The 25552-nt window shown below is 50.9% G+C and carries 25 protein-coding genes; 7 read left to right on the top strand and 18 right to left on the bottom strand.

Translation table 11 applies throughout. The features are described 5' to 3' along the window. Positions 1 to 310 precede the first annotated feature (310 nt). Genes J3482_RS13130 through J3482_RS13115 form a run of 4 tightly spaced genes read right to left on the bottom strand, consistent with a single transcriptional unit; the run spans position 311 to position 4060 of the window. Positions 311 to 2335: a molybdopterin-dependent oxidoreductase gene (locus J3482_RS13130; RefSeq protein WP_146824369.1), complete on the bottom strand. Its 2025-nt coding sequence runs from the start codon at positions 2333 to 2335 to the stop codon at positions 311 to 313. Beyond that, positions 2307 to 2537 carry a DUF951 domain-containing protein gene (locus J3482_RS13125; RefSeq protein ID WP_021296376.1) on the bottom strand — a complete coding sequence of 77 codons (231 nt, stop codon included), beginning with the start codon at positions 2535 to 2537 and terminating at the stop codon, positions 2307 to 2309. Before J3482_RS13125 ends, J3482_RS13130 begins: the two co-directional genes overlap by 29 nt. Next, positions 2527 to 3426 (bottom strand): mechanosensitive ion channel family protein, encoded by a 900-nt coding sequence (locus J3482_RS13120; protein ID WP_021296375.1) that lies wholly within the window; start codon positions 3424 to 3426, stop codon positions 2527 to 2529. Before J3482_RS13120 ends, J3482_RS13125 begins: the two co-directional genes overlap by 11 nt. A gap of 22 nt (positions 3427 to 3448) precedes the next feature. Beyond that, entirely contained in the window at positions 3449 to 4060 is a 612-nt protein-coding gene (locus tag J3482_RS13115; protein WP_021296374.1) for a hypothetical protein, read from the bottom strand. A 93-nt stretch (positions 4061 to 4153) separates the two neighbouring features. Between J3482_RS13115 and yyaC the strand changes: the two genes are divergently transcribed. Further along, positions 4154 to 4765: a spore protease YyaC gene (yyaC, locus tag J3482_RS13110; protein ID WP_021296373.1), complete on the top strand. Its 612-nt coding sequence runs from the start codon at positions 4154 to 4156 to the stop codon at positions 4763 to 4765. 44 nt (positions 4766 to 4809) lie between these two features. On the opposite strand, the gene J3482_RS13105 is transcribed toward yyaC, so the two are convergent. The 13 genes from J3482_RS13105 to rpmH form a co-directional block, all read right to left on the bottom strand. Further along, entirely contained in the window at positions 4810 to 5334 is a 525-nt protein-coding gene (locus J3482_RS13105; protein WP_206922516.1) for a DUF4446 family protein, read from the bottom strand. 95 nt (positions 5335 to 5429) lie between these two features. Next, complete coding sequence (locus tag J3482_RS13100; RefSeq protein WP_146824367.1) at positions 5430 to 6149, bottom strand: DUF554 domain-containing protein; 720 nt, start codon at positions 6147 to 6149, stop codon at positions 5430 to 5432. A gap of 12 nt (positions 6150 to 6161) precedes the next feature. Further along, complete coding sequence (locus J3482_RS13095; RefSeq protein ID WP_206922515.1) at positions 6162 to 7022, bottom strand: ParB/RepB/Spo0J family partition protein; 861 nt, start codon at positions 7020 to 7022, stop codon at positions 6162 to 6164. Beyond that, positions 7015 to 7782: a ParA family protein gene (locus J3482_RS13090; RefSeq protein ID WP_021296369.1), complete on the bottom strand. Its 768-nt coding sequence runs from the start codon at positions 7780 to 7782 to the stop codon at positions 7015 to 7017. Before J3482_RS13090 ends, J3482_RS13095 begins: the two co-directional genes overlap by 8 nt. A gap of 178 nt (positions 7783 to 7960) precedes the next feature. After that, entirely contained in the window at positions 7961 to 8821 is an 861-nt protein-coding gene (gene noc / locus J3482_RS13085) for a nucleoid occlusion protein (protein WP_021296368.1), read from the bottom strand. A gap of 154 nt (positions 8822 to 8975) precedes the next feature. After that, on the bottom strand, positions 8976 to 9680 hold the full coding sequence (gene rsmG / locus J3482_RS13080; RefSeq protein ID WP_146824365.1) for a 16S rRNA (guanine(527)-N(7))-methyltransferase RsmG: 705 nt from the start codon (positions 9678 to 9680) through the stop codon (positions 8976 to 8978). Then, a complete protein-coding gene (mnmG, locus tag J3482_RS13075; RefSeq protein WP_146824364.1) occupies positions 9673 to 11559 on the bottom strand; it encodes a tRNA uridine-5-carboxymethylaminomethyl(34) synthesis enzyme MnmG in 1887 nt (628 codons plus the stop codon). Before mnmG ends, rsmG begins: the two co-directional genes overlap by 8 nt. 74 nt (positions 11560 to 11633) lie before the next feature. After that, positions 11634 to 13016, bottom strand: a complete 1383-nt coding sequence (gene mnmE / locus J3482_RS13070) for a tRNA uridine-5-carboxymethylaminomethyl(34) synthesis GTPase MnmE (protein ID WP_206922514.1) — start codon at positions 13014 to 13016, stop codon at positions 11634 to 11636. Positions 13017 to 13088: 72 nt separating this feature from the next. Continuing rightward, the gene (gene jag, locus J3482_RS13065; protein WP_146824362.1) at positions 13089 to 13739 is read right to left on the bottom strand and encodes an RNA-binding cell elongation regulator Jag/EloR; all 651 of its coding nucleotides are present in this window, start codon (positions 13737 to 13739) and stop codon (positions 13089 to 13091) included. A 30-nt stretch (positions 13740 to 13769) separates the two neighbouring features. After that, positions 13770 to 14876, bottom strand: coding sequence for a YidC/Oxa1 family membrane protein insertase (locus tag J3482_RS13060; RefSeq protein WP_206922513.1), 1107 nt, complete (start codon positions 14874 to 14876; stop codon positions 13770 to 13772). 14 nt (positions 14877 to 14890) lie between these two features. Next, complete coding sequence (gene yidD / locus J3482_RS13055) at positions 14891 to 15109, bottom strand: membrane protein insertion efficiency factor YidD (protein WP_081654076.1); 219 nt, start codon at positions 15107 to 15109, stop codon at positions 14891 to 14893. 22 nt (positions 15110 to 15131) lie between these two features. Then, complete coding sequence (rnpA, locus tag J3482_RS13050; RefSeq protein ID WP_206922512.1) at positions 15132 to 15470, bottom strand: ribonuclease P protein component; 339 nt, start codon at positions 15468 to 15470, stop codon at positions 15132 to 15134. A 74-nt stretch (positions 15471 to 15544) separates the two neighbouring features. Then, positions 15545 to 15679, bottom strand: a complete 135-nt coding sequence (rpmH, locus tag J3482_RS13045; RefSeq protein ID WP_081654075.1) for a 50S ribosomal protein L34 — start codon at positions 15677 to 15679, stop codon at positions 15545 to 15547. Positions 15680 to 16158: 479 nt separating this feature from the next. On the opposite strand from rpmH, the gene dnaA reads away from it, so the two are divergent. The 6 genes from dnaA (at position 16159) to gyrA (ending at position 24753) form a co-directional block, all read left to right on the top strand. Beyond that, positions 16159 to 17544, top strand: coding sequence for a chromosomal replication initiator protein DnaA (gene dnaA / locus J3482_RS13040; protein WP_146824359.1), 1386 nt, complete (start codon positions 16159 to 16161; stop codon positions 17542 to 17544). Positions 17545 to 17733: 189 nt separating this feature from the next. Then, complete coding sequence (gene dnaN, locus J3482_RS13035) at positions 17734 to 18900, top strand: DNA polymerase III subunit beta (protein ID WP_223204267.1); 1167 nt, start codon at positions 17734 to 17736, stop codon at positions 18898 to 18900. After that, complete coding sequence (locus J3482_RS13030) at positions 18901 to 19137, top strand: RNA-binding S4 domain-containing protein (protein ID WP_438938622.1); 237 nt, start codon at positions 18901 to 18903, stop codon at positions 19135 to 19137. Continuing rightward, the gene (recF, locus tag J3482_RS13025) at positions 19124 to 20227 is read left to right on the top strand and encodes a DNA replication/repair protein RecF (RefSeq protein WP_206922511.1); all 1104 of its coding nucleotides are present in this window, start codon (positions 19124 to 19126) and stop codon (positions 20225 to 20227) included. Before J3482_RS13030 ends, recF begins: the two co-directional genes overlap by 14 nt. A gap of 125 nt (positions 20228 to 20352) precedes the next feature. Continuing rightward, a complete protein-coding gene (gene gyrB / locus J3482_RS13020) occupies positions 20353 to 22269 on the top strand; it encodes a DNA topoisomerase (ATP-hydrolyzing) subunit B (protein ID WP_146824357.1) in 1917 nt (638 codons plus the stop codon). 21 nt (positions 22270 to 22290) lie between these two features. Beyond that, positions 22291 to 24753, top strand: a complete 2463-nt coding sequence (gene gyrA / locus J3482_RS13015) for a DNA gyrase subunit A (protein ID WP_146824356.1) — start codon at positions 22291 to 22293, stop codon at positions 24751 to 24753. A gap of 345 nt (positions 24754 to 25098) precedes the next feature. Here the strand turns inward: gyrA and J3482_RS13010 are convergent, their stop codons facing one another. Further along, entirely contained in the window at positions 25099 to 25353 is a 255-nt protein-coding gene (locus J3482_RS13010; protein WP_146824355.1) for an antibiotic biosynthesis monooxygenase family protein, read from the bottom strand. Between the last annotated feature and the right edge of the window lie 199 nt (positions 25354 to 25552).

The raw sequence follows: 25552 nt of genomic DNA, 5'->3' as shown, positions 1-25552 counted from the left end.
ACTTTGTACGACAAAAGCGCGTATAGTATATTGTAGCGTTCAAACACAACGTGCGACACGCAAAACGCACCATGGGACCACAACTTGATGGACAACCCCTTGGATACTTTCGCGTTTTGAAGTAATACTATGACTATAAGGAGGTGACTGTCCATGCTACGGAAACTGCTGCGTAGGCTCAAAGTACGCAAACTCAACCCAAAAGCATTGGCGATTCAACCCGAAGACCTCAGCAAGCGTGTCCAGACCAGTCCCAACTGCCAAGCCTCATAATCGGCATTTTTATTCCTTATAGATGCAGAGAGCCCGCCTATTGTACGGGCTCTCTCTTTTCTACACCGATGACCAGCGCAGATGCGATAAGTTCAACGCTGCACGCACAATCATACTGAGCCGTCTGTTGGCCAAAATCAGCCGAATCAGCGTCTGTAAAATCATTGATAGAAATACCCTGTCCAGACCACCCAGACTCCACTTGCACCGTATAAGGATGACCTTCTTCGCGCACCTTTGCAACCCCTTGAAGGCTCGCTTTATCATTGTATAGGCGCACTGCGTCGCCGGATCGGATACCGTGCTCGTCGGCCACCACGCGCGACATCTCAACCACTGGGTAAACCACGTCCCCAACGACATGTTGACGTTGAGAATTTTCGTGTTTGCGCGGGTGAATCGTCAACAATGTCAACCGATGATGGCCACTGCCATGGGCACGGCGCGGCGGCACATACGTCGCCACCGCAGATTGTCCATCTGCGACTGCCGCATTCGACCAGAATTCGAACTTTTCACTTGGCGTCAAAAACCGACCATCTGCAAATGGAACCTCTTCAATGGGCAGACGAACGAATCCATCTGTTTGGATTTGTTCCAATGTGATACCTTGCGCCAATAACGGTCTCAAAGCTAATGTCAACCACGATTGCACACTTCCCGCCATCTTCTCACCCATACCCAGTACGTCCGCCAACTCCGAGAAAATCTGCCACTCCGGTTTACTCTCTCCTCTTGGCGGTACCACAGGGTGAATATAAGACAGATACGGATGCCACATCGTCGTATAGGTGACGTCCTCCTCCTCCAATACACTGGTGCAAGGTAAAACATAATCGGCGGCCTGTGCCGTCTCCGTCATGTACATATCAATGACGACTTTACAACCAATCCCCGCATATGCCTTGCGCAAAGTAGCAGAGTCAGGCACCTGTGTCAATGGATTGGTTCGTGTGACAAACAACACCTGAATCGGTGGATTCGACGACAGAATTTCCTGCGCCTGTGTTCCACGCACAAATTCCCGGACATCCGCCGCACTACGTCCAGTGAGTGCGTCTTCGTCCACAAACGCCGCCATCCCCCGCTGCGCATAATTGACGCCACCTCCTGGAATACCGACGTTACCTGTGGCGGCCGCCAAGGCATCGATGGCGCGAATCGCATTGCCTCCACCAGCATATCGCTGCATCCCGATGCCAAGCAGTGTGGTGACAGGACCCGATTGCCCATAGAACTCGGCTAAAGCCCGAATTTGCTCAGGTTCCACATTTGTTTCACGTGAAACACGGTCAAGCGCATACGCATCCAACGTCTTTGCAAACGCGTCCCAACCAACTGCGCATGTTTGCGTGAATCGCTGGTCGATAAGATTTAAATCGCGACATACTCGAAGCACGCCAAGCGCCAACAGGGCATCTGTCCCAGGTCGCGGATAGACGCACATATCTGCCCGACGCGCCACATCCGTAGGCAGTGGATTCACGACCACAAGCTTTGCACCACGCGCCTGTGCCGCTTTAATAAATGGCATCATGTGAACATTGGTCGTCGCTACGTTCCGACCCCAAACCACGATTCCACGACTGTTGCGCACCATATCATCTGGCGCATGGCTACGAGCTTGTCCGAAATCATAGCGTTGCGCTTCTAAACCCGCGTCCCAACAAAGACTGCCCACTGTCTCCGTGCAGCCGCCAAGTTGATAAAAGAACCGTTGACTCAGGCTCTTCAGCAGAGCACCTGACCCCCAGTCGAAGGCGTGCAAAATGGAATGATGGCCATACTTGTCGATCGCGACGCGAATCTGCTGACCAATCTCCCGATAAGCCTGCGCCCAGGAGATTGGCACCCATTCTCCACCTACCTTTTTGAGTGGATAGACGACCCTGTCTTCACCATCTCGCCGCGCCGCCAAGCGGCGCCCGCGATTGCACAAAGCCCCCCGCGTAATTGGATGTTCCGGGTTCCCCTGCAATTGAATTTCTCCGTTTTCTTTTACAGTCGCAAGCATACTGCAACCGTCGTAACAATCAATGGGACAGGCCGTCTTGATGGTCATTTGGTGCCCTCCCCTCGTGCGGGACCAATATCTTGCGAATCAGCCGATCAAAACGCGCCCGAGGAATCAACACACTGTGTCCGCACTTCTGACATTTGATACGAATGTCCATGCCCAATCGGATGATTTCCCAAGCGTTCTCGCCACAGGCGTGTGGCTTTTTCATCTTCACAATATCGTGCATGGCGTACTCAACCGACATGGTCGTTCCCCCTCTCCATCGCATTGACGTCGCCTTTTAAGACCACTGTCCGATGGACAAACGGAATTTCGATACCAGCTTCATCAAATGCCTCCTTAATTCGCTGCTGTGCCTTTCGTTGAATGCCATATTGCGTCATCGGCGCACAAACAGCTGTCGCACGAATCAACACATCGGAATCCCGCAACTCCTGCACACCAGCGATGGAGACATCCCCGATGACATTCTCTTCCTCTTGCTTCAACTGGTTCATCACCTGCTCGATGATTTGCATCGCTTGCTTCAGATTTGCATTATACGAAACGCCGACGTCCACTACAGCGACCGAGTTGGTCCGCGAGTAATTCGTCACCGTAGCAATTTGCCCATTCGGGATAATCTCCACTTCTCCCGTCCACGCCTGCACGCGAGTCAAGCGAACACCTATCGATACGACCGTGCCTGTAAACCCGTTGATCTGCACCGTATCGCCAACACCGTACTGGTCTTCAAATAGAATAAAGAGACCCGAAATCAGATCTTTAATCAGTCCTTGTGCCCCAAAACCGACAGCCAGTCCGACGACTCCTGCACCGGCTAATAGCGTCGTGATATTTAAATGGAAAACGGCAAGCGACTCCACAGCAAACAAAAAGTACACCGTATAACGAATGATATTGCTGAACAGGGAATCTAGTGTATCAAGCCGACGCTTGTCCATACGATTGCGATGGAGCTTCAAGAGCCTTCGCGACAACCGCAACGCAAGGCGGATAATGATTCGAGCGATGATATACAGCACAATCACCCGAAGCAAATCCTCGCCCACAGTCAGAAGAAGGCGTTCCACATGCGTCGGATCGACCAAGTCGTGTTTGAATTGTTTCCACCAGCTGAGATTGTTTTGCACATGTCGTCCTCCTCCCAAGTCATTATGCCCATGATAACATAGCATGTAGACTTGAAAGATAGGCTACAATATGCGAACCCGTGATAAAAAACAAAGACCGGTTAATCGACTCATACACAACACTTGGTAACGAGAACCACGATAAATTGGCCACAAACCAAACACTGGTCCACGCCAAGACAAGCCCACAAATGACGCCGGACAAATTGGCCAAGAACGTGTCGCCATAGACCACCAAGGTTCGATGGTCGTCCCAAAACGCCTCCATCAAATGCTCTGTTACCATGAACAACGTAAAAATGGCCCAGGTCATAAGCACTGTAAACATTCCCTGCAATAGATGAAGTGCAATCCATCGCGTGTCGGCGTACGAGCCCATGGCACCCACGGGAACAGGCGGAACTAACGCGCCAACGGCACCGACCGGTCGCGTGGCCTCTTGCATCCTGTCGGCCAACCACATAAAGGTGTTCCCCGTCTCCATGAACCGACGAGCGAACCACGGCGAAACATGCGTCGCGACGAACACCGCTGTAAACATGGCGCCCACGTATAAAAGCGCTCTTTCCGCACTTCTGTTGCGCACCCACAGCCAGACCCAGAACACTTCTCCTATCAGCATGATATCTACCAATGAAGTACCCCTTTTCTGTTTCAACTATGGGACAGGTATAGTTGATGCTACGCGAACGTATACTGGGAATATTCCGTTGTAGGAGGATTCCCGTTGAAAAATAGCCAGACAGACTTTACAGAAATGCCAGCGGGAGGCGTGATTGGACGAGTCGCATTTGATGAATTAGATGCGACACAACGTCTGGGCGAATTTCTCGACCAGGGTCTCGCACTATGCCGCCAATCGCAGATTTTGGTTGTTTGTGTGGGGACTGATCGCTCAACAGGTGACGCCTTCGGCCCAATCATTGGCTCGCGCCTGCGCGCACTGCCCCGCATCACCGGCGTAGATGTATTCGGTACGTTGGACGAGCCGGTACATGCAGTCAATTTAGGGCATACGTTAGAACGGATTAAAGAACAGTATCAGGATCCGCCGTTTGTCATCGCCATCGATGCGTGCCTCGGAAAATTCGATCACGTCGGACACATTATGGTCGAACAAGGGCCGCTACGGCCTGGGGCGGGTGTGAAGAAAACGCTGCCGGAGTTTGGCGATTTAACGGTAACCGGAATAGTGAATGTCAGTGGATTTATGGAGTACTTCGTCTTGCAAAATACGCGGCTTGGAATCGTAATTAAAATGTGTGACATCGTCGTTCACGCATTACATGCGAGCCTACAAAAATATGCTGTCACGCAACGAATGCGCCTCGGGGTGTAACCAGAATCGCGATTCATGCAAAAAGCGGAGACATGCGTCTCCGCTTACAAACTCTTCACCTTAACCTTATCCGACGCTTCATGCTGCATGACGGACTCTATGACTTTTTGTTCTTCTGCCGTCAGTAGGTACTCAGAATCGCCATGAACGACCGGCTTGCCGTAAGTCACCGAATCGTCCCGGCCGTAAATCGACGTAAGCACCACGCCGTCTCCCACATCATCTAAAAATGCGACCGAGTAACTTAAATCACTGCCCACTTCCGCAAACGCGTTGTAGCGTTGCATAACTGGTGTCGACACTTTGCGTTGCAACGCCTCATGCATTTGCGCGAGTGCCATTTCGACATCCGACATCTGTTCCTGAATGGATTTCACAGCTTGCTTTGTGCTGAGAAACACATCTTCCAGGTCAGAAGTTGAGGCAATGTCCTTCCACTGCGACAGTCGACGTTTCATGCGCCGACTGGAAGCCAAAGCGACAATGGCAATAATGAGACAAATAATGGATAGGACGCCTGCGCCCACAGTTATGTACGGTAAATAAGGCTGTAACAACGACCAAAACATTGAGTCACTTCGTCCCTTCCTGCGACAATGCCTGTACCTAGTATAACGTGAAACTCATCCATCACATCACCCAAATATTACTTGTTGAGAAGTCTTCATGAAACGACATGAACGATGTGGAGAATGTGCGGCCAAGTGCTCTTTAGAATTGGCGCAATCGCGATGGCAGGTAACAGATTTGCCACTGCAAATCGCTTGATGCCGTACATATTCAATGCCATTCCGATAATTAATACACCACCGGTACCCGTGATGCACGCGATGATATCTGGGGCGTTCAATACGCTTCCAGCCCAATGTGAAATCAGTGCAATCGCACCTTGATACAGAAACACAGGGACAGCGGCCAAGCCGACACCAAAACCCAATGTGGTCGAGAACACAATTGCTGTAAACATGTCGAGCACGGACTTTGCGAATAGTGTTTTATGATTGCCACTCAGGCCATCCTGTATCGCACCTACAATCGCCATCGACCCAATACAGAACAATAAGGTGCCAGAGACAAACCCCTCCGCAATCGGACCTTTATAGACGCGCTGAAAAAAACCTTCTAGGCCATGGCCAAAGCGGATAAGCGCCTCATCAATGTTCATCCATTCGCCAAGAACCGCACCCAAAACCACACTGACGATAATGATGAGAATGTCACCTGTATCACCAAGCGCCATACTCATTCCAATCAACAGAACACAAAGAGCGAGCCCCTGCATGACCGTATCTCTCATCCGATCAGGGATGCGCGGCAGCGCGAGACCAATCGCGGATCCCACGAGGATGGCCAGCGCATCCACAATCGTACCCAGGAGAAACATGCCTACACCCGCCTACTGAATGCTGGACAACATTAGATTCATAATGCGTTCAAGGTCGTCCTCTGAGAAGTATTCAATCTCGATTTTACCGCGTTTCTTACCATGCTGGATACGGACCGCAGTCCCCAGGAACTGTTGAACCTGTTCCTCATATCTGCGATATGCCAAGGGCAAGACTTTCTTTTCCTTCTGTGTTTCACGTGAAACAAGTTTTTTCTTGGGCTCGTAAATCACAGTTTCTAGTTTACGTACACTCCAATCCTCTTCGACGGCTTGATTCGCCAACGAGATTTGACGCGCCTCGTCCTCGACAGACAAGAGTGCCCTTGCATGACCCATGCTCAGTGTGCCACGAGAGACCATCTCGCGAATTTGGACAGGCAAATTCAACAATCGCAGCATATTCGCGATATGACTTCGACTTTGACCAACCCGATGTGCGAGTTCTTCCTGCGTCAACTGACATTTTTCAATTAAATTTGCATAAGCATCGGCAATTTCTATTGGATTGAGATCTTCCCGCTGCAAGTTCTCAATCAAGGCGATTTCCATCAATAAAATGTCACTGAGTTCCCGAACCACCGCTGGAACGACTTGCAATCCAGCCAACTTCGCGGCTCGAAAGCGCCGTTCACCAGCAACAATGTCGAATCCACGCACTTCACTCTTTCGCACAATCAACGGCTGAATAATGCCATGCTCCAGAATGGATTGCGACAACTCTTGAAGTTTCTCCTCGTTAAACTCCCGACGAGGTTGGTATGGATTCGGCCGTAGATCCCGAACGTCAACAGAAACGACGTGATCATGATCGGAAACGTTCAATTGTGGAATCAGTGCATCGAGCCCTCTTCCAAGACCACGTTTACTCAATTCCAATCACTTCCTTGGCTAATTCCATATAAGATTCAGCGCCTCTTGACCTCGGGTCATAATGAATGATTGGGCGGCCGTGACTAGGCGCCTCACTGAGTCGAACGTTACGCGGAATAATCGTGCGATACACTTTTTCACCAAAGAATTTTTTGACGTCCTCAATGACTTGTAAACCTAAGTTGGTTCGAGCGTCTAACATCGTTAAAACAACACCTTCAACTTCAAGCGACGTATTCAGGTGTTTTTGAACCAGGCGAATGGTGTTTAGCAGTTGGCTTAACCCTTCCAACGCGTAATACTCGCACTGAATGGGAATCAAAACCGAATCAGCTGCTGTCAACGCGTTGACGGTCAACAGCCCGAGGGAAGGCGGACAATCAATGACGATGTAATCATATTGGGAGCGCATCGTCTGCACTGCTCGACGAAGGCGGACTTCTCGCAATATCGTAGGAACCAATTCTATCTCGGCGCCCGCCAACTGAATGGTGGCCGGCAAAAGAGAAAGGTTCTCCAATCCGGAAGGCATGACCGCCTCAGACATCGAGACGTCGTTAATAATCACATCATACACACAATACTTAACATCGGCTTTGTTAATGCCTACCCCTGAAGTGGTATTGCCTTGTGGGTCAATGTCAATCAGCAATACACGCTTGTTTAAAGTCGCTAAACACGCGCCGAGGTTGACCGCTGTGGTTGTTTTACCGACGCCACCTTTTTGATTTGCAATAGCGATAACTCGGGCGTTGGACACAAACAGTCCTCCTTCATTCATGAAACATACGTCCGAAGTGACTATTTCACATTCTACTGCAAAACAGCTTAGATGTGGCGAAAAAAATGTATCGGTATTCGACGCCTATTTGACTTTGCGTTAACTGCGGGTGGGAAAAACAAAACAGCGACCCAATCAAGGCCGCTGCCGCATGGGCTCACTCCGCTTGCGGGGCCGGAGCGATTTTCTGTTTTGGAACACGGATGGTAAATTGATAGTATTCTTCCTCATCCGCTTCTTCATAGTTCACTGTAAGTCCGGTGCTTTCAATCATTTCAAGCGACTGGCGAATGGTGTTGACGGCCAATCGAACATCCTTAGACAGGCCTCTGCGCCGCGGTCGACCGCGCTTCTGGCCTTCCTGTTGGAATCCAGCGAGTTTCGCCTTCACGCGCTCTTCCATTTGCTTCACGTTCCAACCTTTGTCAATGCACTCCTGGAGCAGCTCAATCTGTACTTCTTCAGTAGGAATCGCAAGCAGGGCACGGGCATGGCGCTCAGTAATTGATTTCGTCAATAAGGCCGTTTGTACTGCTTCTGGTAGATTCAATAGGCGCAACTTGTTCGCAATCGTCGATTGCCCTTTGCCCAAACGTTGCGCAAGACTTTCTTGAGTCAAACCGTGTAACTCCAATAACTGCTGGTAAGCAACAGCTTCCTCAATGGGCGTAAGACCTTCGCGCTGGAGATTCTCAATGAGCGCCGCAGACGCAGTCTGCGCGTCGTTCATCTCCCGAACGATAGCGGGAATGGTTGTCCACCCCAGATGCCGAACTGCACGCAGACGACGCTCGCCGGCTATCAACTCGTATTGATTGTCTTTCTTGCGCACGACAATCGGTTGAATGACGCCATGGGTATGAATGGTCTTTGCGAGCTCCTCGATGGCCTCTTGATTAAAAATCGTTCGTGGTTGATATGGGTTCGATACTATGTCACCTACAGGGAGTTGGACCACTTGCGCATTTGTGTTCCCCGAGTCGCGAAGATTAATAAACCGTCCCCACGCTTCTTTCATTCTTACCCCTCAATTCTCCACAGAACAAAGCGATATCTCGACACTGTTCTCTGGTTTTCACCACCAAAGCCTAATAATCCTTCAGGTCGACAAACATTATCAAAAATTTACAAGATACCATGCGCATCGACAACGTCCGACACTGGGCTGTACGTTATAGTGGCTTGCGCTGTGGAACCCCCGCCTTACGCGGATACGCATTCGGAACAGGCGTTGTTTGTCGAAACGGAACAATCGTCCGTTTTCCCATCTCTAGCGGCAAGGTGTAGGTCAATTCTTCTTGTAAGATAGCACCCAATTTTTTAGCTGCACGCAGGCCGTCTGCTTTCTCTTCGTCAAAACTAGGACCTTTATATGAGAATCCTACACCGTTTTGAACCAAAAAAGGACACATGAGTTCCAATAAAACATTCAGACGCGCGACCGCCCGCGAGACGACCACATCAAACTGCTTGCGAAACTTCGCATCCCGCGCCAAATCTTCCGAACGCGCGTGAATCACTTGCACGTTGGACAACTGCAATTCATCCACAACCGCCTGTAAGAAGCCAACCCGCTTCTGCAAGGCGTCATTTAACACAAACGACATCTCCGGCTCAACAATCGCAAGCGGGATACCCGGAAACCCTGCACCGGTTCCCACATCTATCACCCGCAAATCCTTCTTGGTCATCACTTGCCACTGCGGTGTCAATAACACGGCGAGGCTATCGTAAAAATGCTTTACATAAACCTGTTCCTCATCCGTAATGGCAGTCAAATTCATACGTGCATTCCAGTCGACAAGCAAGTTCATAAACATGTCCAACTGATTCAGTTGTCTCGCAGAAAGTGGCCTCGGCCACGAAATCTCAAGCATTAGCAGCCTTTCCTCTCCAGGCTTCCAGATAGACCAGCAAAATAGAGATATCAGACGGAGTCACACCAGCGACACGAGACGCTTGGCCCACCGTCCTCGGGCGAATTTTCGTCAGTTTTTCCTTTGCCTCTGTCGCAAGCCCCGCGATGCTGTAAAAGTCTACCTCAGGCGGAATCAGTTTATGCTCCAGCCGCTTCTGACGGTCAATCACCTGCTCCTGCTTCTGAATGTATCCCGCGTACTTAGTCTGAATCTCGACCTGTTCGACCACTTCCGGATCTAACTCGACTCCACCCGTCGGATCTAACGCCTTTACCTGTTCATAGCTCAATTCCGGTCGGCGGAGCAGCTGTTCCAGCGTCACGCCGTCTTCCACCGGTTTTGACCCAAACGCCACCAGCTTCTCATTGGCACTCACTGGCTTAACCCTTGTCCGACGCAGGCGCTGTAATTCCACTTCAATGCCTGCGCGCTTCTTCATCATCCGATCATATGCTTTCTCGTTAAGCAAGCCAATTTCGTGACCAATTTCCATCAGACGCAGATCTGCATTGTCGTGCCGCAGCAACAACCGGTACTCAGCCCGGGAAGTCAACAGCCGATATGGTTCATTCGTTCCTTTTGTGACGAGATCATCAATCATCACTGCGATATACGCATCTGATCTCGACAGAACTACAGGCTCTTCCCCCCGCACCTTGCGGGCAGCGTTGATACCGGCCATAATTCCTTGACCAGCCGCCTCCTCGTAACCTGAGGTACCATTGATTTGCCCTGCGGTAAATAACCCTTCAACGCGCTTTGACTCAAGACTTGGCCACAGTTGCGTCGGAACGATTGCATCGTACTCAATGGCATACCCTGGCCGCAGCATTTCCGCGTTCTCCAACCCAGGAATCGTCCGCAAGAGCGCCAACTGTACGTCTTCCGGAAGGCTCGTCGACAACCCCTGAACATACCACTCAGACGTATTCGGGCCTTCTGGCTCGAGGAAAATCTGATGATTTGGCCGATCCCGAAAGCGCACCACCTTATCCTCAATCGACGGACAATACCGTGGCCCTGTCCCCTTAATTTCACCAGAGAACATCGGTGCACGGTCCAAGTTTTCGAGAATAATCGAATGTCCCTCCTCGGTCGTCGAAGTCAGCCAACAAGGAACTTGGTCGCGCGGTTTCGTGTCGGGATCGAACGAAAAATGCTGTGGCACTGGGTCACCAGGCTGCGCAATCAATTTGTCAAAATTAATGGTATTGCGATTAATTCGCGGCGGTGTACCCGTCTTAAACCGCACCAACTGAAAACCGAGATCTAACAGGCTGTCGGACAGTTTAATCGCCGGCATCTGACCATTGGGTCCACCTTCATACGAGACGTCGCCGATAAAAATGCGACCGCGCAAATACGTCCCTGTCGTCAATACGACTGCCTTCGCATGAAACTCCTGGTGACTCTTCGTGATAACCCCTTTGACACGCCCGTTCTCCGTCAACAGTTGTTCGACCATCGCCTGCTTCAAATCCAAATTCGGCTCCGCTTCGAGCGTCCACTTCATGTTCAGGGCGTAATACGCTTTATCCGCCTGCGCCCGCAACGCCTGAACAGCCGGCCCCTTGCCTGTATTCAACATGCGCATCTGGATGTAAGTGGCGTCCGTGTTCCGCGCCATCTGCCCACCCAACGCGTCGATTTCGCGCACCACAATGCCCTTCGCAGGGCCACCAATCGAAGGGTTACAGGGCATATACGCTACTGTATCCAAATTAATTGTCAGCAACAGCGTCTTACAACCCATCCGCGCGGCCGCAAGCGCCGCTTCACAACCAGCATGGCCGGCACCAATGACAATGACGTCGTACTCGCCAGCAAAGAAATTCACAATGGTCACCTCACCATCTCGATGGAATCGAACCAAGTCCCGCTAAAACGAGATACTATGATATGTTTAAACGCTTATTTTCCGAGACAAAACCGGGAAAAAATCTCGTCGAGCAAGTCCTCTCCCGTCTCTTCACCGATTACAAGTCCCAACTCTTCGTATGTGGATTGCAGATGAACCGCAATCAAATCTAGTGTAGCACCTGCTTGCGCAGCGTCTATAGCCATCTGTAGATCTGTTGTTGCCACTTCGAGCAAATTCTTCTGGCGAACGTTTGTCATATACGTCGTGTCCCGCTCTAGCGACATTTCTCCCTGCACAAGCCTTGCAATTTCCAACTCCAACTGCTCAATCTGCTGTTGTTCTCGCGCAGAGACATGCACGACCGCAGCGGCCTCTGCGCCATCCACGAACTCCGCCAATTCCGGATGGATACCTGCATCCATTTTATTGACCACAAGGACGCGCTTTAAGCCCCGCGTACTCTGCAAAATCTCGACGTCTTCTGATGTCGGTGGCATCGTGCCATCTAGGACAACTAGCACCAATTCAGCTTCGCGGATGGACTGCCGCGACTTATCGACCCCAATTCGTTCAACTACGTCACTGGTCTCTCGAATACCCGCTGTGTCGATAAGCTTGAGCGGAATGCCCCGCACGTTCACGTACTCCTCAAGCACATCCCGCGTGGTTCCTGGGATATCAGTCACAATCGCCCGATCTCGCCGCAACAACGCATTTAACAACGACGACTTCCCCACATTGGGGCGCCCGACAATCGCGGTCGCAACACCATCGCGCAAAATTTGACCGAGTTTCGCCCCATCCAAAAGCGCCCCAATCCGCCGCATCAGTGCAGTTCCGACCTCGACCACTTGCTCACAAGCGACCGCTTCGACATCGTGTTCTGGATAATCAATCGTCACCTCGACATGCGCTTGCAATTCGATGAGCGCGCGCCGAATGCTTCGAACTTCTTCACTGAAACGCCCTTGAACCTGCTGCAACGCGACGCGACCCGCAAAATCCGTCTTTGCACGAATCAGATCCATCACGGCCTCAGCCTGCGACAAATCGATTCGGCCATTGAGGAACGCGCGCTTCGTAAACTCTCCGGGCTCCGCCAATCTGGCCCCCGCTGCAAGCGTAGCCTCCAACACTGTCTGAACCAGTTGAATCCCGCCGTGCACCTGCAACTCCACGACATCTTCCGCCGTATAACTGTGAGGTCCTGGCATCCACAAGATAATCCCTTCATCTATCACGACCTCAGTACGCGGATGCACAATTTGTCCATAGAGGATTTTACGTGGTCCAGAAAACGATACACTACGCCCCTTCGGCGTCCGCACCATGCGTTCAGCAACCGCCTTGGCGTGCTCTCCACTCACCCGAACAACACCAATGCTGGCTTCGCCCAGTGCAGTGGCAATGGCCGCGATAGTCTCCAGATTCACTTGCTTCGCCTCCTCCGAACAAAAAAGATACCCTCCTCCAACAGAGAAGGGCTCATCATCCCATCACAACACTTACACGCGATACTCATTTCGCCTCGGTACAATTTTCACTTTGCGATGCGGTTCTTCCCCCTCACTCAACGAGGAAATATCGGTACGCGCCTGCAAATATGTATGAACCCATTTTCTATCCGCAGGCGACATCGCCTCCATAGAAACCGCTCGTCCCGTTCGAATCACCCGTTCCACAGCGTGATCAGCTGCACGTCGCAAACTATCACGTCGGCGTTTGCGATAAGCCCCCGCATCGACCGAAAACTTCACAAACCCTTCGTGCTCCCGATTCGCCACAATATTGACGAGATACTGCAAGGAATCTAGCGTTGACCCATGCCGTCCAATCAGCGATGGCAAAACATCCGCGTCAGCATCGATGTTCACGACGTACTCCGCGTCCGTCTCCTCATCCGCATCGATGGTCACCCTGGCCGAAACACCCATCTCGCGCAAGACCGTCTCGACAAAGTCACGCGCGTTCTCGAGTGGACTCTGTGGAACACTCACCTCAACTTGAGCATCCTTCCCACCAAGGAATCCAAACAATCCTTTCACCGGTTCGGAAATCACACGCACCTGTGCCTGCGATCTCGGCACCCCAAGTTTCACGAGCGCCGATGTCACTGCCTCTTCGACCGTTCGACCCGTTACTACTAAGCGCTTCATCTGACTTTCCCCTTCAGTCGCGATAAAGGTCTATTCGTCCCGCGGATGATCAACTGGGGCATTGCTCGTCGTGTCTGGTGGTGCCGTTTTATTCGCCTCATTTGGCTTGTTTTTCACACTATCATCTGAAGTCATCGGTGCTTTTGTCCCCTGGTTTCCCTGCTTGCCACCTGACTTTGAACCACTTGTAGCAGATTTACCAGAACCAGATTTCGCCTTCGCAGAACCTGATTTTCCAGACGACTTGTTCTCTACACGACCAGCATTGGACGATTTGCCTTTCGCCGTACCTTTCGCTGTACTTGTCCGAGTACCAGATTTACCGGCATTCGATGTGCCACCCGACTTGCTACCCCCACCGCGCGAACGCGACGTCGTGGTAGCCGCAGCGGGAACTGGCGCTGTTGCTGCAGCCCTGCGATTCATAAACACATATGTTTGAAGTGCCGTGAACAAGTTCGTGTACACCCAGTACAGAACTAATCCAGCCGGCAACCGCATTCCGATAATAAAGATGAACACTGGCATAACGAACAAAATGGCACGTTGTTGAGTAGGTTGGTTTCGCATCGTGATCCACGAGGAAAGGAACGTACTCAAAGCCGCGATAACTGGCAACACGTAATATGGGTCTTTGGCGCCAAGCTGCCAAATGCCGAGGAACACGCTATGGTGTAAACCGTAGTTGCCCATGATGGCACCATAAAGCGCATACAGCACAGGCAGCTGGATGACCATTGGGAAACAACCTGCCGCTGGGTTAATGCCGCGCTCTTGGTACAACTTCATGGTTTCTTGCTGTATTTTTTGGTTGTCGCCTTTGTACTTCGAACGAATTTTTTGCATCTCAGGCTGCAATTCCATCATGTACTTCTGATAGCGCATCTGCCTGATGAACAACGGAAGAATAATCAATCGGACAATAATGGTGACAATCAAGATAGAAAGTCCGTAACTATCTCCCAAGTGCCGGGCCAAGAAATCAATGACATCCGAAATGGCCTTGAGGACGGTTCCCCAGACATTGTGCGGCCAATCTCCCGGCTTCTTCGGATACATTCCGCAACCCGTCAGCGCGACGACTACCAAGGCGCTGAGTGCGAACGTCCATCTGCGTTGTTTACGCTTTGACTCCAACACAAATCCCCCTACTACTTCGGTAACGGAACCTCGTCGACACCGCCTGGGTGCCAAGGCCCACATTTGACTAACCTCTTGACTGCCAACCATCCACCTTTTATGGCCCCAAACCGCATGATTGACTCCATCGCATATTCCGAACACGTCGGAACAAAGCGACAACTGGGGGGTGTTAGTGGAGATATACACTTCCGATAAAAGCGGATAAATGCGAGAAGAATGAACTTCATTCCACTCAGCTCCTCGTCCAAATCATACCACGATTTTGGCTTTCTGCAGGAGTTTCATGACATCGTTCATCAATTCGTGGTAATCGGACGCTGCAGCGCCTTTGCGGCAGACAATCACAATATCGATTGGCTTATCCGAGAGTTCTGGAATGAGTGACTGAAATCCCGCGCGCAACACCCGCTTCACTCGATTCCGCACCACCGCGTTGCCAACCTTCTTACTAATAGAGAATCCCACGCGAAAAGAAGACAGGCGATTGTCGCAATAATACAATACCAGTCGCGGCGTCGCAAACGATTTTCCTCGACGAAATACGCGTCGAAAGTCACGATTCTCCTTTAACCGGTATTGACTCTGCATCACTCGCCCTCCTTTTGCAACCAAAAAACTAAGGTATATCGACAACCATTAAAAAAGGCCACGAATCGTGGCCTTTATGCTGACAAAACTTTACGTCCCCGTTTACGGCGAGCTGCGAGAACCCGACGACCATTTTTTGTGGCCATGCGTTGGCGAAATCCATGGTTCTTTTTGCGTTTCCGTACATTCGGTTGATAGGTCGGTTTCATCAGGACACCTCCCTTGCAGACAGACGTTACAAAGGATACATGACAAGCACACAATTGTCAACAAAACAAGGCCTTCTCCTCATCAACAATCCACATGTGGACAACTTTCTGCACAAATCCTCATTTCAAGTTGTCCACAGACAAACATCCACAAGTTTAGACACATTTCCACATGTGGAAACCACATTTTTCGCAGCTTTGTGGGTTTTGTGGATAATTTATTTCGACATTGCTCGACTATCGTCTTTTCTGGTAATATAGTCGCTGCAATCATCCACAGACCCTGTGCATTAATCAATGTATCCACAAGTTTATCCACACGTTGTGGATAACATTACCCACATCGAGTGAATATGTGTAGTTCCGTCGTTTTCAATCCACATCAAACGGGGGACAACCGGAAAATTTCGCGTAACACCGGGCATTTTGGGGTTGTGCGAAGTTTTTATGTTTTTTCTTTAGGAGGGCCATCAGTTCAAATGAGTGCGCGCACGGATACGAAATACTTCGATGGCCTATGGAGCCAAGTGCTGGCCATGATGAAGGAGCGCCTGTCAGGTCCAACGTTCGAAACCTGGTTCGAGGGTACGAAAATCTTGAAGTACGACGCGGCAAATCATTCCTTATTCGTCTATACGCCGACGCCGTTCGTCAAAAATTGGATTGAGGAGCATTATACGACCACAATTCAAAACATGATTATCGCACTGACCGAACAAGAGTATCGAATCCAGTTCGTCACCGATTGGTCGGAGGAAAAACAGGACACGTTACCTGTTCGTCAGCCGTCCAGGCCTGAACTATACGCCCAACCTGACACAGAAGAAGACCAGTCGCAGGGCACGCTGATTTCGAGATACACATTTGAAACGTTTGTCATCGGCGCCAGCAACCGATTTGCACACGCCGCATGTCTTGCTGTAGCAGAGCGCCCTGCTCAGGGTTACAACCCGCTGTTTATCTACGGCGGTGTCGGTCTCGGCAAAACTCACTTGATGCATGCCATCGGACATTACGTAAAAACGCATGATCCGACGGCAAAAATCTCATATCTGTCGTCCGAGAAATTTACCAATGAGTTCATCACAGCCATTCGTGACAGTCAGACCGAAGCGTTTCGCAACAAGTATCGATCAATCGATGTCTTGCTGATTGATGATATTCAGTTTTTGGCCGGCAAAGAATCGACTCAGGAAGAATTCTTTCATACATTTAACAGCTTGCACGAAGCCGGCAAACAAATTGTCATCAGCAGTGACCGTCCCCCGCGAGAAATTCCAACGTTGGAGGATAGGTTGAGATCGCGATTCGAATGGGGACTAATCACGGATATTCAGCCGCCCGATTTGGAGACGCGGATTGCGATTCTACAACGCAAAGCCCGCTCCGAGGGACTAGAGATTCCGGAAGAAGTATTGTCGTACATTGCCAATCAAATCGATTCAAACATTCGTGAACTGGAAGGCGCTCTCATTCGGGTTGTCGCTTATTCCTCATTGGTTAATGAGGATGTCACACCAGAACTGGCCAAGGCTGCGCTGAAAGACATTATTTCGCCAGACCGCATTCGAACGATTACCGTTTCCCATGTCCAAAAGGTCATTGGCGACCACTTTGGCCTGAAAATAGAAGATCTAAAGGGGAAAAAGCGCACGCGGAATATCGCCTTTCCTCGACAAATTGCAATGTATCTGACACGAGAGCTGACGGAAATGTCCCTGCCGAGAATTGGTGAAGCGTTTGGCGGGCGAGATCATACTACTGTGTTACACGCTTGCGAGCGGGTCAACGAAGAGTTGCAAAAAGATGCCGAATTGAAAGCGACGTTAGAGCGTTTGGCGCAAGCGATTCGTACCCTGACCTGATTGTCCACATGTGGATAACGTTTGTCCGAAAAACTAATGCATATATCCACAGGTTTATGAACAGGCTGTTGATTGCTAGATTCCATAGATGTTCCGGTTATCCACATATTCACCGGCCCTATTACTATGATTACGATTTTAGATATATGATCCTAGATCCTCATTCTATATACTTTAGTGAGTACATCATTGGCTGAACGTGATGCGGAAACTTGGAAGGGGTACGCCATCGTGATGCGGTTTTCCATTCAAAAATCAGCATTAATGCAAGCTATTCAAACTGTGTCGAAGGCTGTTGCTGTTCGCACGACTAAACAAGTGTTATCCGGAATATTGCTAGAGGTTAGCAACCAAGAAATCGTTGCGACCGCGTATGATACACAATTGGGAATTCAAACGCGAATATATGCCTCGGACGACAATCAATTGACGGTTGAACAAGCTGGTTCAATTGTCCTTCCGGCGAGATATTTTTCAGAAGTCGTTCGTAAATTGCCAGACACAGTCATTACTATGCAAGTTGCGAACAACTATATGACAGAAATATCGACGACATCTGTTGAATTTCATTTGCATGGGATTGACGCGGAAGAATTCCCTAAACTCCCAACGTTTGTCGGTGTACAGGGACTACAAATTCAGGCTTCGCTGTTGGGAGATTTGATTCGAACCACGGCATTTGCAACCGCGAATACCGAAGTGCGCCCTATCCTGACCGGAATCAACGTTCAATGCAATCATGATCGATTAACCTTTACGGCCACTGACGGCTTACGGATGGCGACACATTATGTTCATTTGACAGATGCTCCTGTGTGGCAAGCTGTGATTCCAGGTAAGTCGATGCTCGAGTTGGGAAAAATTTTGCCAACGGATGACTCTATTGTGGAATTGTATCTGACCGAAAGTCACAGTCTATTTGTCATCGGAGATACGCGCTTTTATACGCGACTCATCGATGGCACTTATCCAGATACATCTCGCATTATTCCAACATCGCATAAGACGGAAATTACAGCTGCGGGACAAGCTTTATTAGGCGCCATTGATCGTGCTGCGCTAATTGCGCGAGATAGAGATAATCATATGGTGCGCATGGAAATTCAAAACGACACCATCACAGTCAGTTCTAACTCACCTGAGATTGGTAATGTCTCTGAAACCATCACCGTCGAACAAAAGACTGGGGATGATTTACAGATTGCCTTTAATGCGCGATATGTCTTGGACGCATTGAGAGCGTTAGATGCCGCTCAAGTGACTGCGCGATTCAACGGAACGACACAAGCGTTCGTCATTGAGAAGACAGGGGATCAAACCATGCTGCAACTGATTTCCCCTGTGCTTTGGAGGTAATTGACAAAGCTTATGGAAATTCGATTTTCCGGGCCTTACATCACCGTCGGCCAATTGCTCAAAAAACTGGATATCGTATCTTCCGGCGGAGAGGTCAAAATCTTTCTCGAGGAAGGTCGACTTTTTGTCAATGGGGAACGCGAAACGCGACGCGGCCGGAAACTCCTAGACGGGGATACAGTGCGCATTGGCAGACAGACATATATGTTAAAGGGCGACCCGAATGCATCTGACTGACTTAACGCTGGTCAATTTTCGGAATTATGATGAGCAAGCCCTTCATTTGTCCGAACATGTGAATGTGTTTTGCGGTGAAAACGGACAAGGAAAGACCAACGCACTTGAGGCCATTGCATTATTGGCCATTGGGAAATCGCATCGCACGGCGAAAGATAAGGACTTGGTGCGCTGGAATCAAGAACAAGCAGTCGTCGACGGCGTTGTAGAAGCGTTACACGGGCCGCGGCGACTGCGCCTTGAACTTGGCACATCGGGTCGAAAGGCTTATGTGAACCGCGTTCAACAAACGAAAATGACGGATTTTGTCGGTCATTTTCAGGTTGTCTTATTCGCACCTGAAGATCTTCAATTGGTCAAAGGCGGACCCAAAGAGCGTCGACGGTTTATTGATGTCGAGCTCGGTCAAACCCAGCCGATGTATTTACACCATTTGTCGAATTACACACGAACGCTCGCCCAGCGAAACAAACTTTTGAAAAATGGCATAACCGACGACGCTTACCTCGCTTCTTTTGACGAACAGTTAGCCGTCTATGGCGCCCATGTGATTCTACGGCGGCTACGCTTTTTGACACAGTTGCAGCCAGTTGCTCATCAGGTATACGTCGATATTTCCGAAGGTCGGGAAATCTTCGATTTTCGGTACACGTCGACAGTGCCACGCGTGAGCGCGGAGTTGTCCATCGACGATATCGCCGAACAATTTGTGCGGGCTTTGGCGGATCGACGGCAGATGGACCTTCGCATGGGTTATACAACCGTGGGACCACACCGCGATGACATACAACTTTTTCTCAATGGACAAGATGTACAAAGTTTTGCAAGCCAAGGGCAACAGCGGACAATCGCGTTATCTTTGCGGCTTGCCGAGATTGACTTTATTTACAGGGAAATAGGCGAGTACCCAGTACTCTTGCTGGACGATGTGTTGTCGGAACTGGATGATACGCGTCAGCGCAATTTGGTGTTGTCGATGAGTCGCAAAGTGCAAACCATCATCACGACGACCAGCCTGTTTCACCTGGAACACGAGCTGACTTCAGATGCCCGCCTGTTTCAGGTGGCTTCTGGTATAATAACGGAGTGAAACGTCTGAAACGGCGTAAACTGGGTGATTCTGAAGCCTATACAGCAGTGGAACGTGACATCGTATCAGCACGTCGGTTGGTTTGTACTGACCGACCAACTGGTGCGAATGTGGAGGGAAACTAGTTGGCGGATACACGTACGGAACAAGTTTATGATGAGTCTCAGATAGAAGTCCTGGAAGGCTTGCAGGCTGTTCGCAAGCGTCCGGGCATGTATATTGGCTCCACGAGTGTAAAGGGACTTCACCACCTCGTCTGGGAAATTGTCGATAATGCGGTAGACGAGGCGCTCGCTGGGCGTTGTACGCGCATTATTGTGCAAGTTCACGAGGACAACAGTGTCACAGTTATTGACAACGGCGCCGGGTTTCCTGTGGGAATTCACCCAAAGACCGGTCGGCCGGCCGTCGAGACGGCACTGACCGTGCTTCATGCAGGCGGTAAATTTGGCGGCAGCGGCTACAAGGTGTCGGGCGGGCTTCATGGCGTCGGCGCATCGGTCGTCAATGCGTTGTCTTCGTGGCTCAAAGTTGAAGTCTGGCGCGACGGGCACGTATACGTGCAAGAGTACGAACGCGGTGTTCCCAAGTACGATTTGAAAGTGGTTGGCGATACTGATAAACACGGTACGAGTGTCACGTTCCTGCCAGATCCGGAGATTTTTACAGAGACGACGGTGTTTCAGATTGAAACACTGCAGCATCGCCTTCGCGAGTTGGCTTTCCTCAACGCAGGATTGGCGATTGTGCTGGAAGATCAGCGCGAAGGTGGCAAGACGCAAGAATTTCATTACGAGGGCGGCGTCAAGGAATTCGTCAGCTATTTAAATAAATCCAAAGATGTCTTGCATCCAGAGCCGGTGTTTGTCGAAGGTGTCAAGGACGATGTCACCATCGAAGTGGCCCTGCAGTACAACGACGGCTATGCTTCAACGATTTACTCGTTCGCCAACAACATCAACACAGGTGAAGGCGGGACGCACGAATCTGGCTTTAAGAGCGCGTTGACTCGCGTGATTAACGATTACGGCCGCAAGAACAACCTGATTAAGGGGAGCGAGAGCAACCTGACAGGGGACGATGTCCGCGAGGGGATTGTCGCTGTCGTCAGTGTGAAAGTTCCGGAGCCGCAATTTGAAGGGCAGACCAAGACAAAGCTTGGCAACAGCGAGGTTCGCGGTATCGTCGAGAGTCTCTTTGGCGACAAGTTGCAGACATTCCTCGACGAGAATCCATCGGTTGCGCGCAGAATTATCGACAAATGTGTCACCGCGGCACGTGCGCGGGAAGCGGCACGCAAGGCTCGCGAGTTGACGCGGCGCAAAAGTGCACTGGAAGTCAGCAGTCTGCCGGGTAAGTTGACCGACTGTGTGTCGAAAGATCCAGAGCGATCGGAAATTTACCTGGTGGAGGGTGACTCCGCAGGTGGATCAGCGAAGATGGGGCGGGATCCACAGACGCAAGCCATTCTTCCACTGCGCGGGAAAATTATCAATGTGGAGAAGGCCCGGCTGGACAAAATCTTGTCTAACGAGGAAATTCGCGCAATTATCACAGCTGCGGGCACCGGTATTGGTGACGAATTTGATCTCTCGAAGGCGCGTTACCACAAGGTGGTCATTATGACGGATGCCGATCACGATGGCAGCCACATCCGCATTCTGCTATTGACGTTGTTTTATCGCTTTATGCGGCCGTTGATTGATGCGGGTTACGTGTATATCGCGCAGCCTCCGCTTTACAAGATCTCAAAGGGGAAAACGGTTCGCTATGCGTATTCTGACGCGCAACTCGAAGCCATTTTGCAGGAGACTGGCCGTCAGGGTGTCGGCATCCAACGATACAAAGGTCTCGGTGAGATGAATCCGGAGCAGTTGTGGGAGACCACGATGGATCCGGAATCTCGGACCCTGCTGCAAGTGACGATGGAAGACGCTATGGATGCGGATATGATCTTCAGTACGCTAATGGGGGATAAAGTGGAACCGCGCCGCGATTTCATCGCGGAACACGCGCGTTATGTCCGCAACCTGGACATCTAATCGACTCGAGGAGGAATCTGTTTGGCAGACGAAGAGAACCGCAGTGTACTGCCGGTTGATATTAGCCAAGAGTTGCGAAATTCGTTTATGGATTACGCGATGAGCGTCATTGTCGCTCGCGCGATTCCAGACGTTCGCGATGGATTAAAACCTGTACACCGCCGAGTTTTGTACGCGATGTACGACTCTGGCATGACACCAGATAAACCGTATAAGAAGTCCGCCCGTATCGTCGGCGAAGTGCTCGGTAAGTTCCACCCGCATGGCGATTCGTCGGTCTATGACGCCTTGGTTCGGTTGGCTCAGGACTTCTCGACTCGTTACCCGCTTGTCGACGGTCACGGGAACTTTGGCTCGATTGATGGCGACTCTGCAGCGGCGATGCGTTACACAGAGTCTCGCATGTCTGCTATTGCCCTCGAATTGCTCCGCGATATCAACAAAGAGACTGTCGACTTCATGCCGAACTACGACGAGACGGAGCAGGAACCGACGGTTTTGCCGGCTCGCTATCCAAACTTATTGGTCAATGGTTCATCTGGTATCGCGGTGGGTATGGCGACCAATATTCCGCCGCACAACCTGCGTGAAGTCATTGACGGCGTCATCAAGTTGATTGACAACCCAGATGTGACGCTCGAAGAGTTGATGAAGTCGATTAAGGGCCCAGATTTCCCGACAGGCGGTATCATCTTGGGTCGGGAAGGCATCCGCAAGGCTTATGAGACGGGGCGCGGCTCGATTCCAGTCCGCGCGGTCACGCACTTTGAGGAGATGTCTGGTGGCAAAACGAGAATTGTCATCACCCAGTTGCCGTATCAGCAAAATAAGGCGCGTATCGTCGAAAAGATTGCGGAATTGGCTCGGGATAAGAAGATCGACGGCATCACCGATTTGCGCGACGAATCGGACAGAAACGGAATGCGCGTCGTCGTGGAACTCCGCCGCGACGTCCGCCCGCAGGTGGTGTTGAACAACCTGTTCAAACATACCAGCCTGCAGACCAGCTTTGGCGTCATCAATTTGGCCCTGGTCAATGGCGAGCCAAAGGTCCTGACGCTTAAGCAGACGCTGGTTCACTATTTAAATCACCAACGACAAGTCGTTCGCCGTCGTACGCAGTACGATTTGAACAAGGCGGAAGCCCGTGCACACATTTTGGAGGGCTTGCGCATCGCGCTCGACAATCTCGATGAAGTGATTAACCTGATTCGGGCTTCGCAGACGGCAGAGATCGCAAGAGAAGGCCTGATGACACGCTTTTCTCTGTCGGAAGAGCAAGCACAAGCGATTCTCGATATGCGTCTGCAGCGGTTGACCGGTTTGGAACGCGAGAAGATTGAAGCAGAGTACGCGGAGTTGCAGGCGCGCATCGCGGAACTGCGCTCGATTCTCGCAGACGAGCAGAAATTGCTTGGCGTCATCCGCGAGGAATTGCTCGAAATCGCCAATAAGTTTGGCGACGAGCGGCGGACGAAGATCAGTGCGGCTGAGGGCGAGATAAACGACGAGGACTTGATTCCGATGCACGACGTCGTCATTGCAGTGACGCATCGTGGCTATATCAAGCGCATCCCGCTCTCGACGTATCACAGTCAGCGGCGCGGTGGTCGCGGCATGTCGCTGATGGGGACGCGCGACGAGGACTTTATGGAGCAACTTCATGTGACCTCGACGCACGACTATCTCTTGTTCTTTACGAACCGCGGCAGAATGTACGCCATCAAGGGTTACGAGGTGCCTGAATTCAGTCGCCAGGCGCGGGGGATTCCGATTATCAACTTGCTCAATATCGAGCAGGACGAGAAAATCACGGCGGTTATCCCGGTTCAATCGCTCGATCCCGACGAGATCTCCGGCATTAACCTGTTCTTCGCAACGCGCCACGGCATTGTGAAGAAAACGGCCTTGAGTGAGTACTCGAATATTCGCAAGAACGGTCTGATTGCCATTAACCTGCGGGATGATGACGACGTCATTGCGGTCAAACTGACCGACGGGCAGAAGAATATCATGATGGTTACGCGCCTTGGGTTGGCTATTCGCTTCAACGAGAAGGACGTCCGCGCGATGGGCCGCGGGGCGACAGGTGTGAAGGGAATTAGCTTGAACGACGACGACGCGGTTATCGCGATGGATGTGGCGGAAGATGATCACGACGTCCTCGTCGTCACTGCCAACGGGTACGGCAAGCGCACGCCGGTCACGGAATACCGGGGCCAGATGCGCGGTGGCAAGGGTATCAAGACGATGCACTGCACACCGAAGAACGGAAACGTCATTGAAATGCGCATGGTGACACCGGAAGATGATTTGATGATTATTACGCAAAGTGGCGTTGCCATTCGCATCCACGTCAAGGACATCTCGACACAGAGCCGAAACACGCAAGGGGTGCGACTGATTAATGTTGCGGAGGGCGATGAAGTCGCCACCGTCAGTCGTGTGATGGCTTCTGAAGACGAGGAGACAGTGGAAGAGTAATCTACTTTTCTGGTACGCTTAAAGCAAAGGAGGATATCGTCTATGATGACTAACGTCTTATGGCAGTTTCTTATTCACACTGCCGCGATGTTCCTCGCGTTTGCTACATTTGTAGGGCTTTGTTACATCGTCGTGGATAGGATTGTTCGGGACTAACGCCACCGGTCGGATTCACCACGGATAGGGCGATGGATGATGCGCCCGAGAGTCAGCAAAAACAGCCATGGGTCTTCTTCTCCCAGTGGCTGTTTTTGTGTTTAACGGGGGATGGCTTGTTAATACAGTCTCGCGAGGGAACCCATAATCGCGCTCTACTTTGCAGTTTCTCGTTTGATAGGCATCATACTAGACCGCCTTACCATTTGCTTGAGCGGGCGGATGACGCTCGTTTTCCTTCCATGGGCGGACGGACGCGAAGTCCCGCCAGTACGATGTGGTAATACCCGAAGCCCGCTCGACGCCGAGAAAACCAGGTTGTCCTTGCACAAGTTCCATCACGCCTTTTGCCATATCCGCATCACCGGTACACACGTCGGATTGCTCTGATGTGAAAATGACCGCGTAGTAGGGTAGATTCAGTGTCCTTGCGATGGTTGCCATAGGATTCATGCCTCCTTATTTCCGTTCAATCCGATTCCGATTCATCGATTATCTCGACAACGCTAGTTGACAGATTGGTATGGAAGTGATAATCTATTTGACGTCGCTTCGGCGGCACAGCTTATCTAAAGTGTACGATACGCGTCATCGTGCGATGTTTCGTTCCTTTCAGAGTTCAGCAGAACTTGGATGAAATGAA

This window comes from Alicyclobacillus suci (genome assembly GCF_017329615.1).
In the GTDB taxonomy this organism is placed as follows: domain Bacteria; phylum Bacillota; class Bacilli; order Alicyclobacillales; family Alicyclobacillaceae; genus Alicyclobacillus; species Alicyclobacillus suci.
Note: the sequence above shows the minus strand (reverse complement) of the source record. Positions and strands in the feature narration are given on the sequence as shown.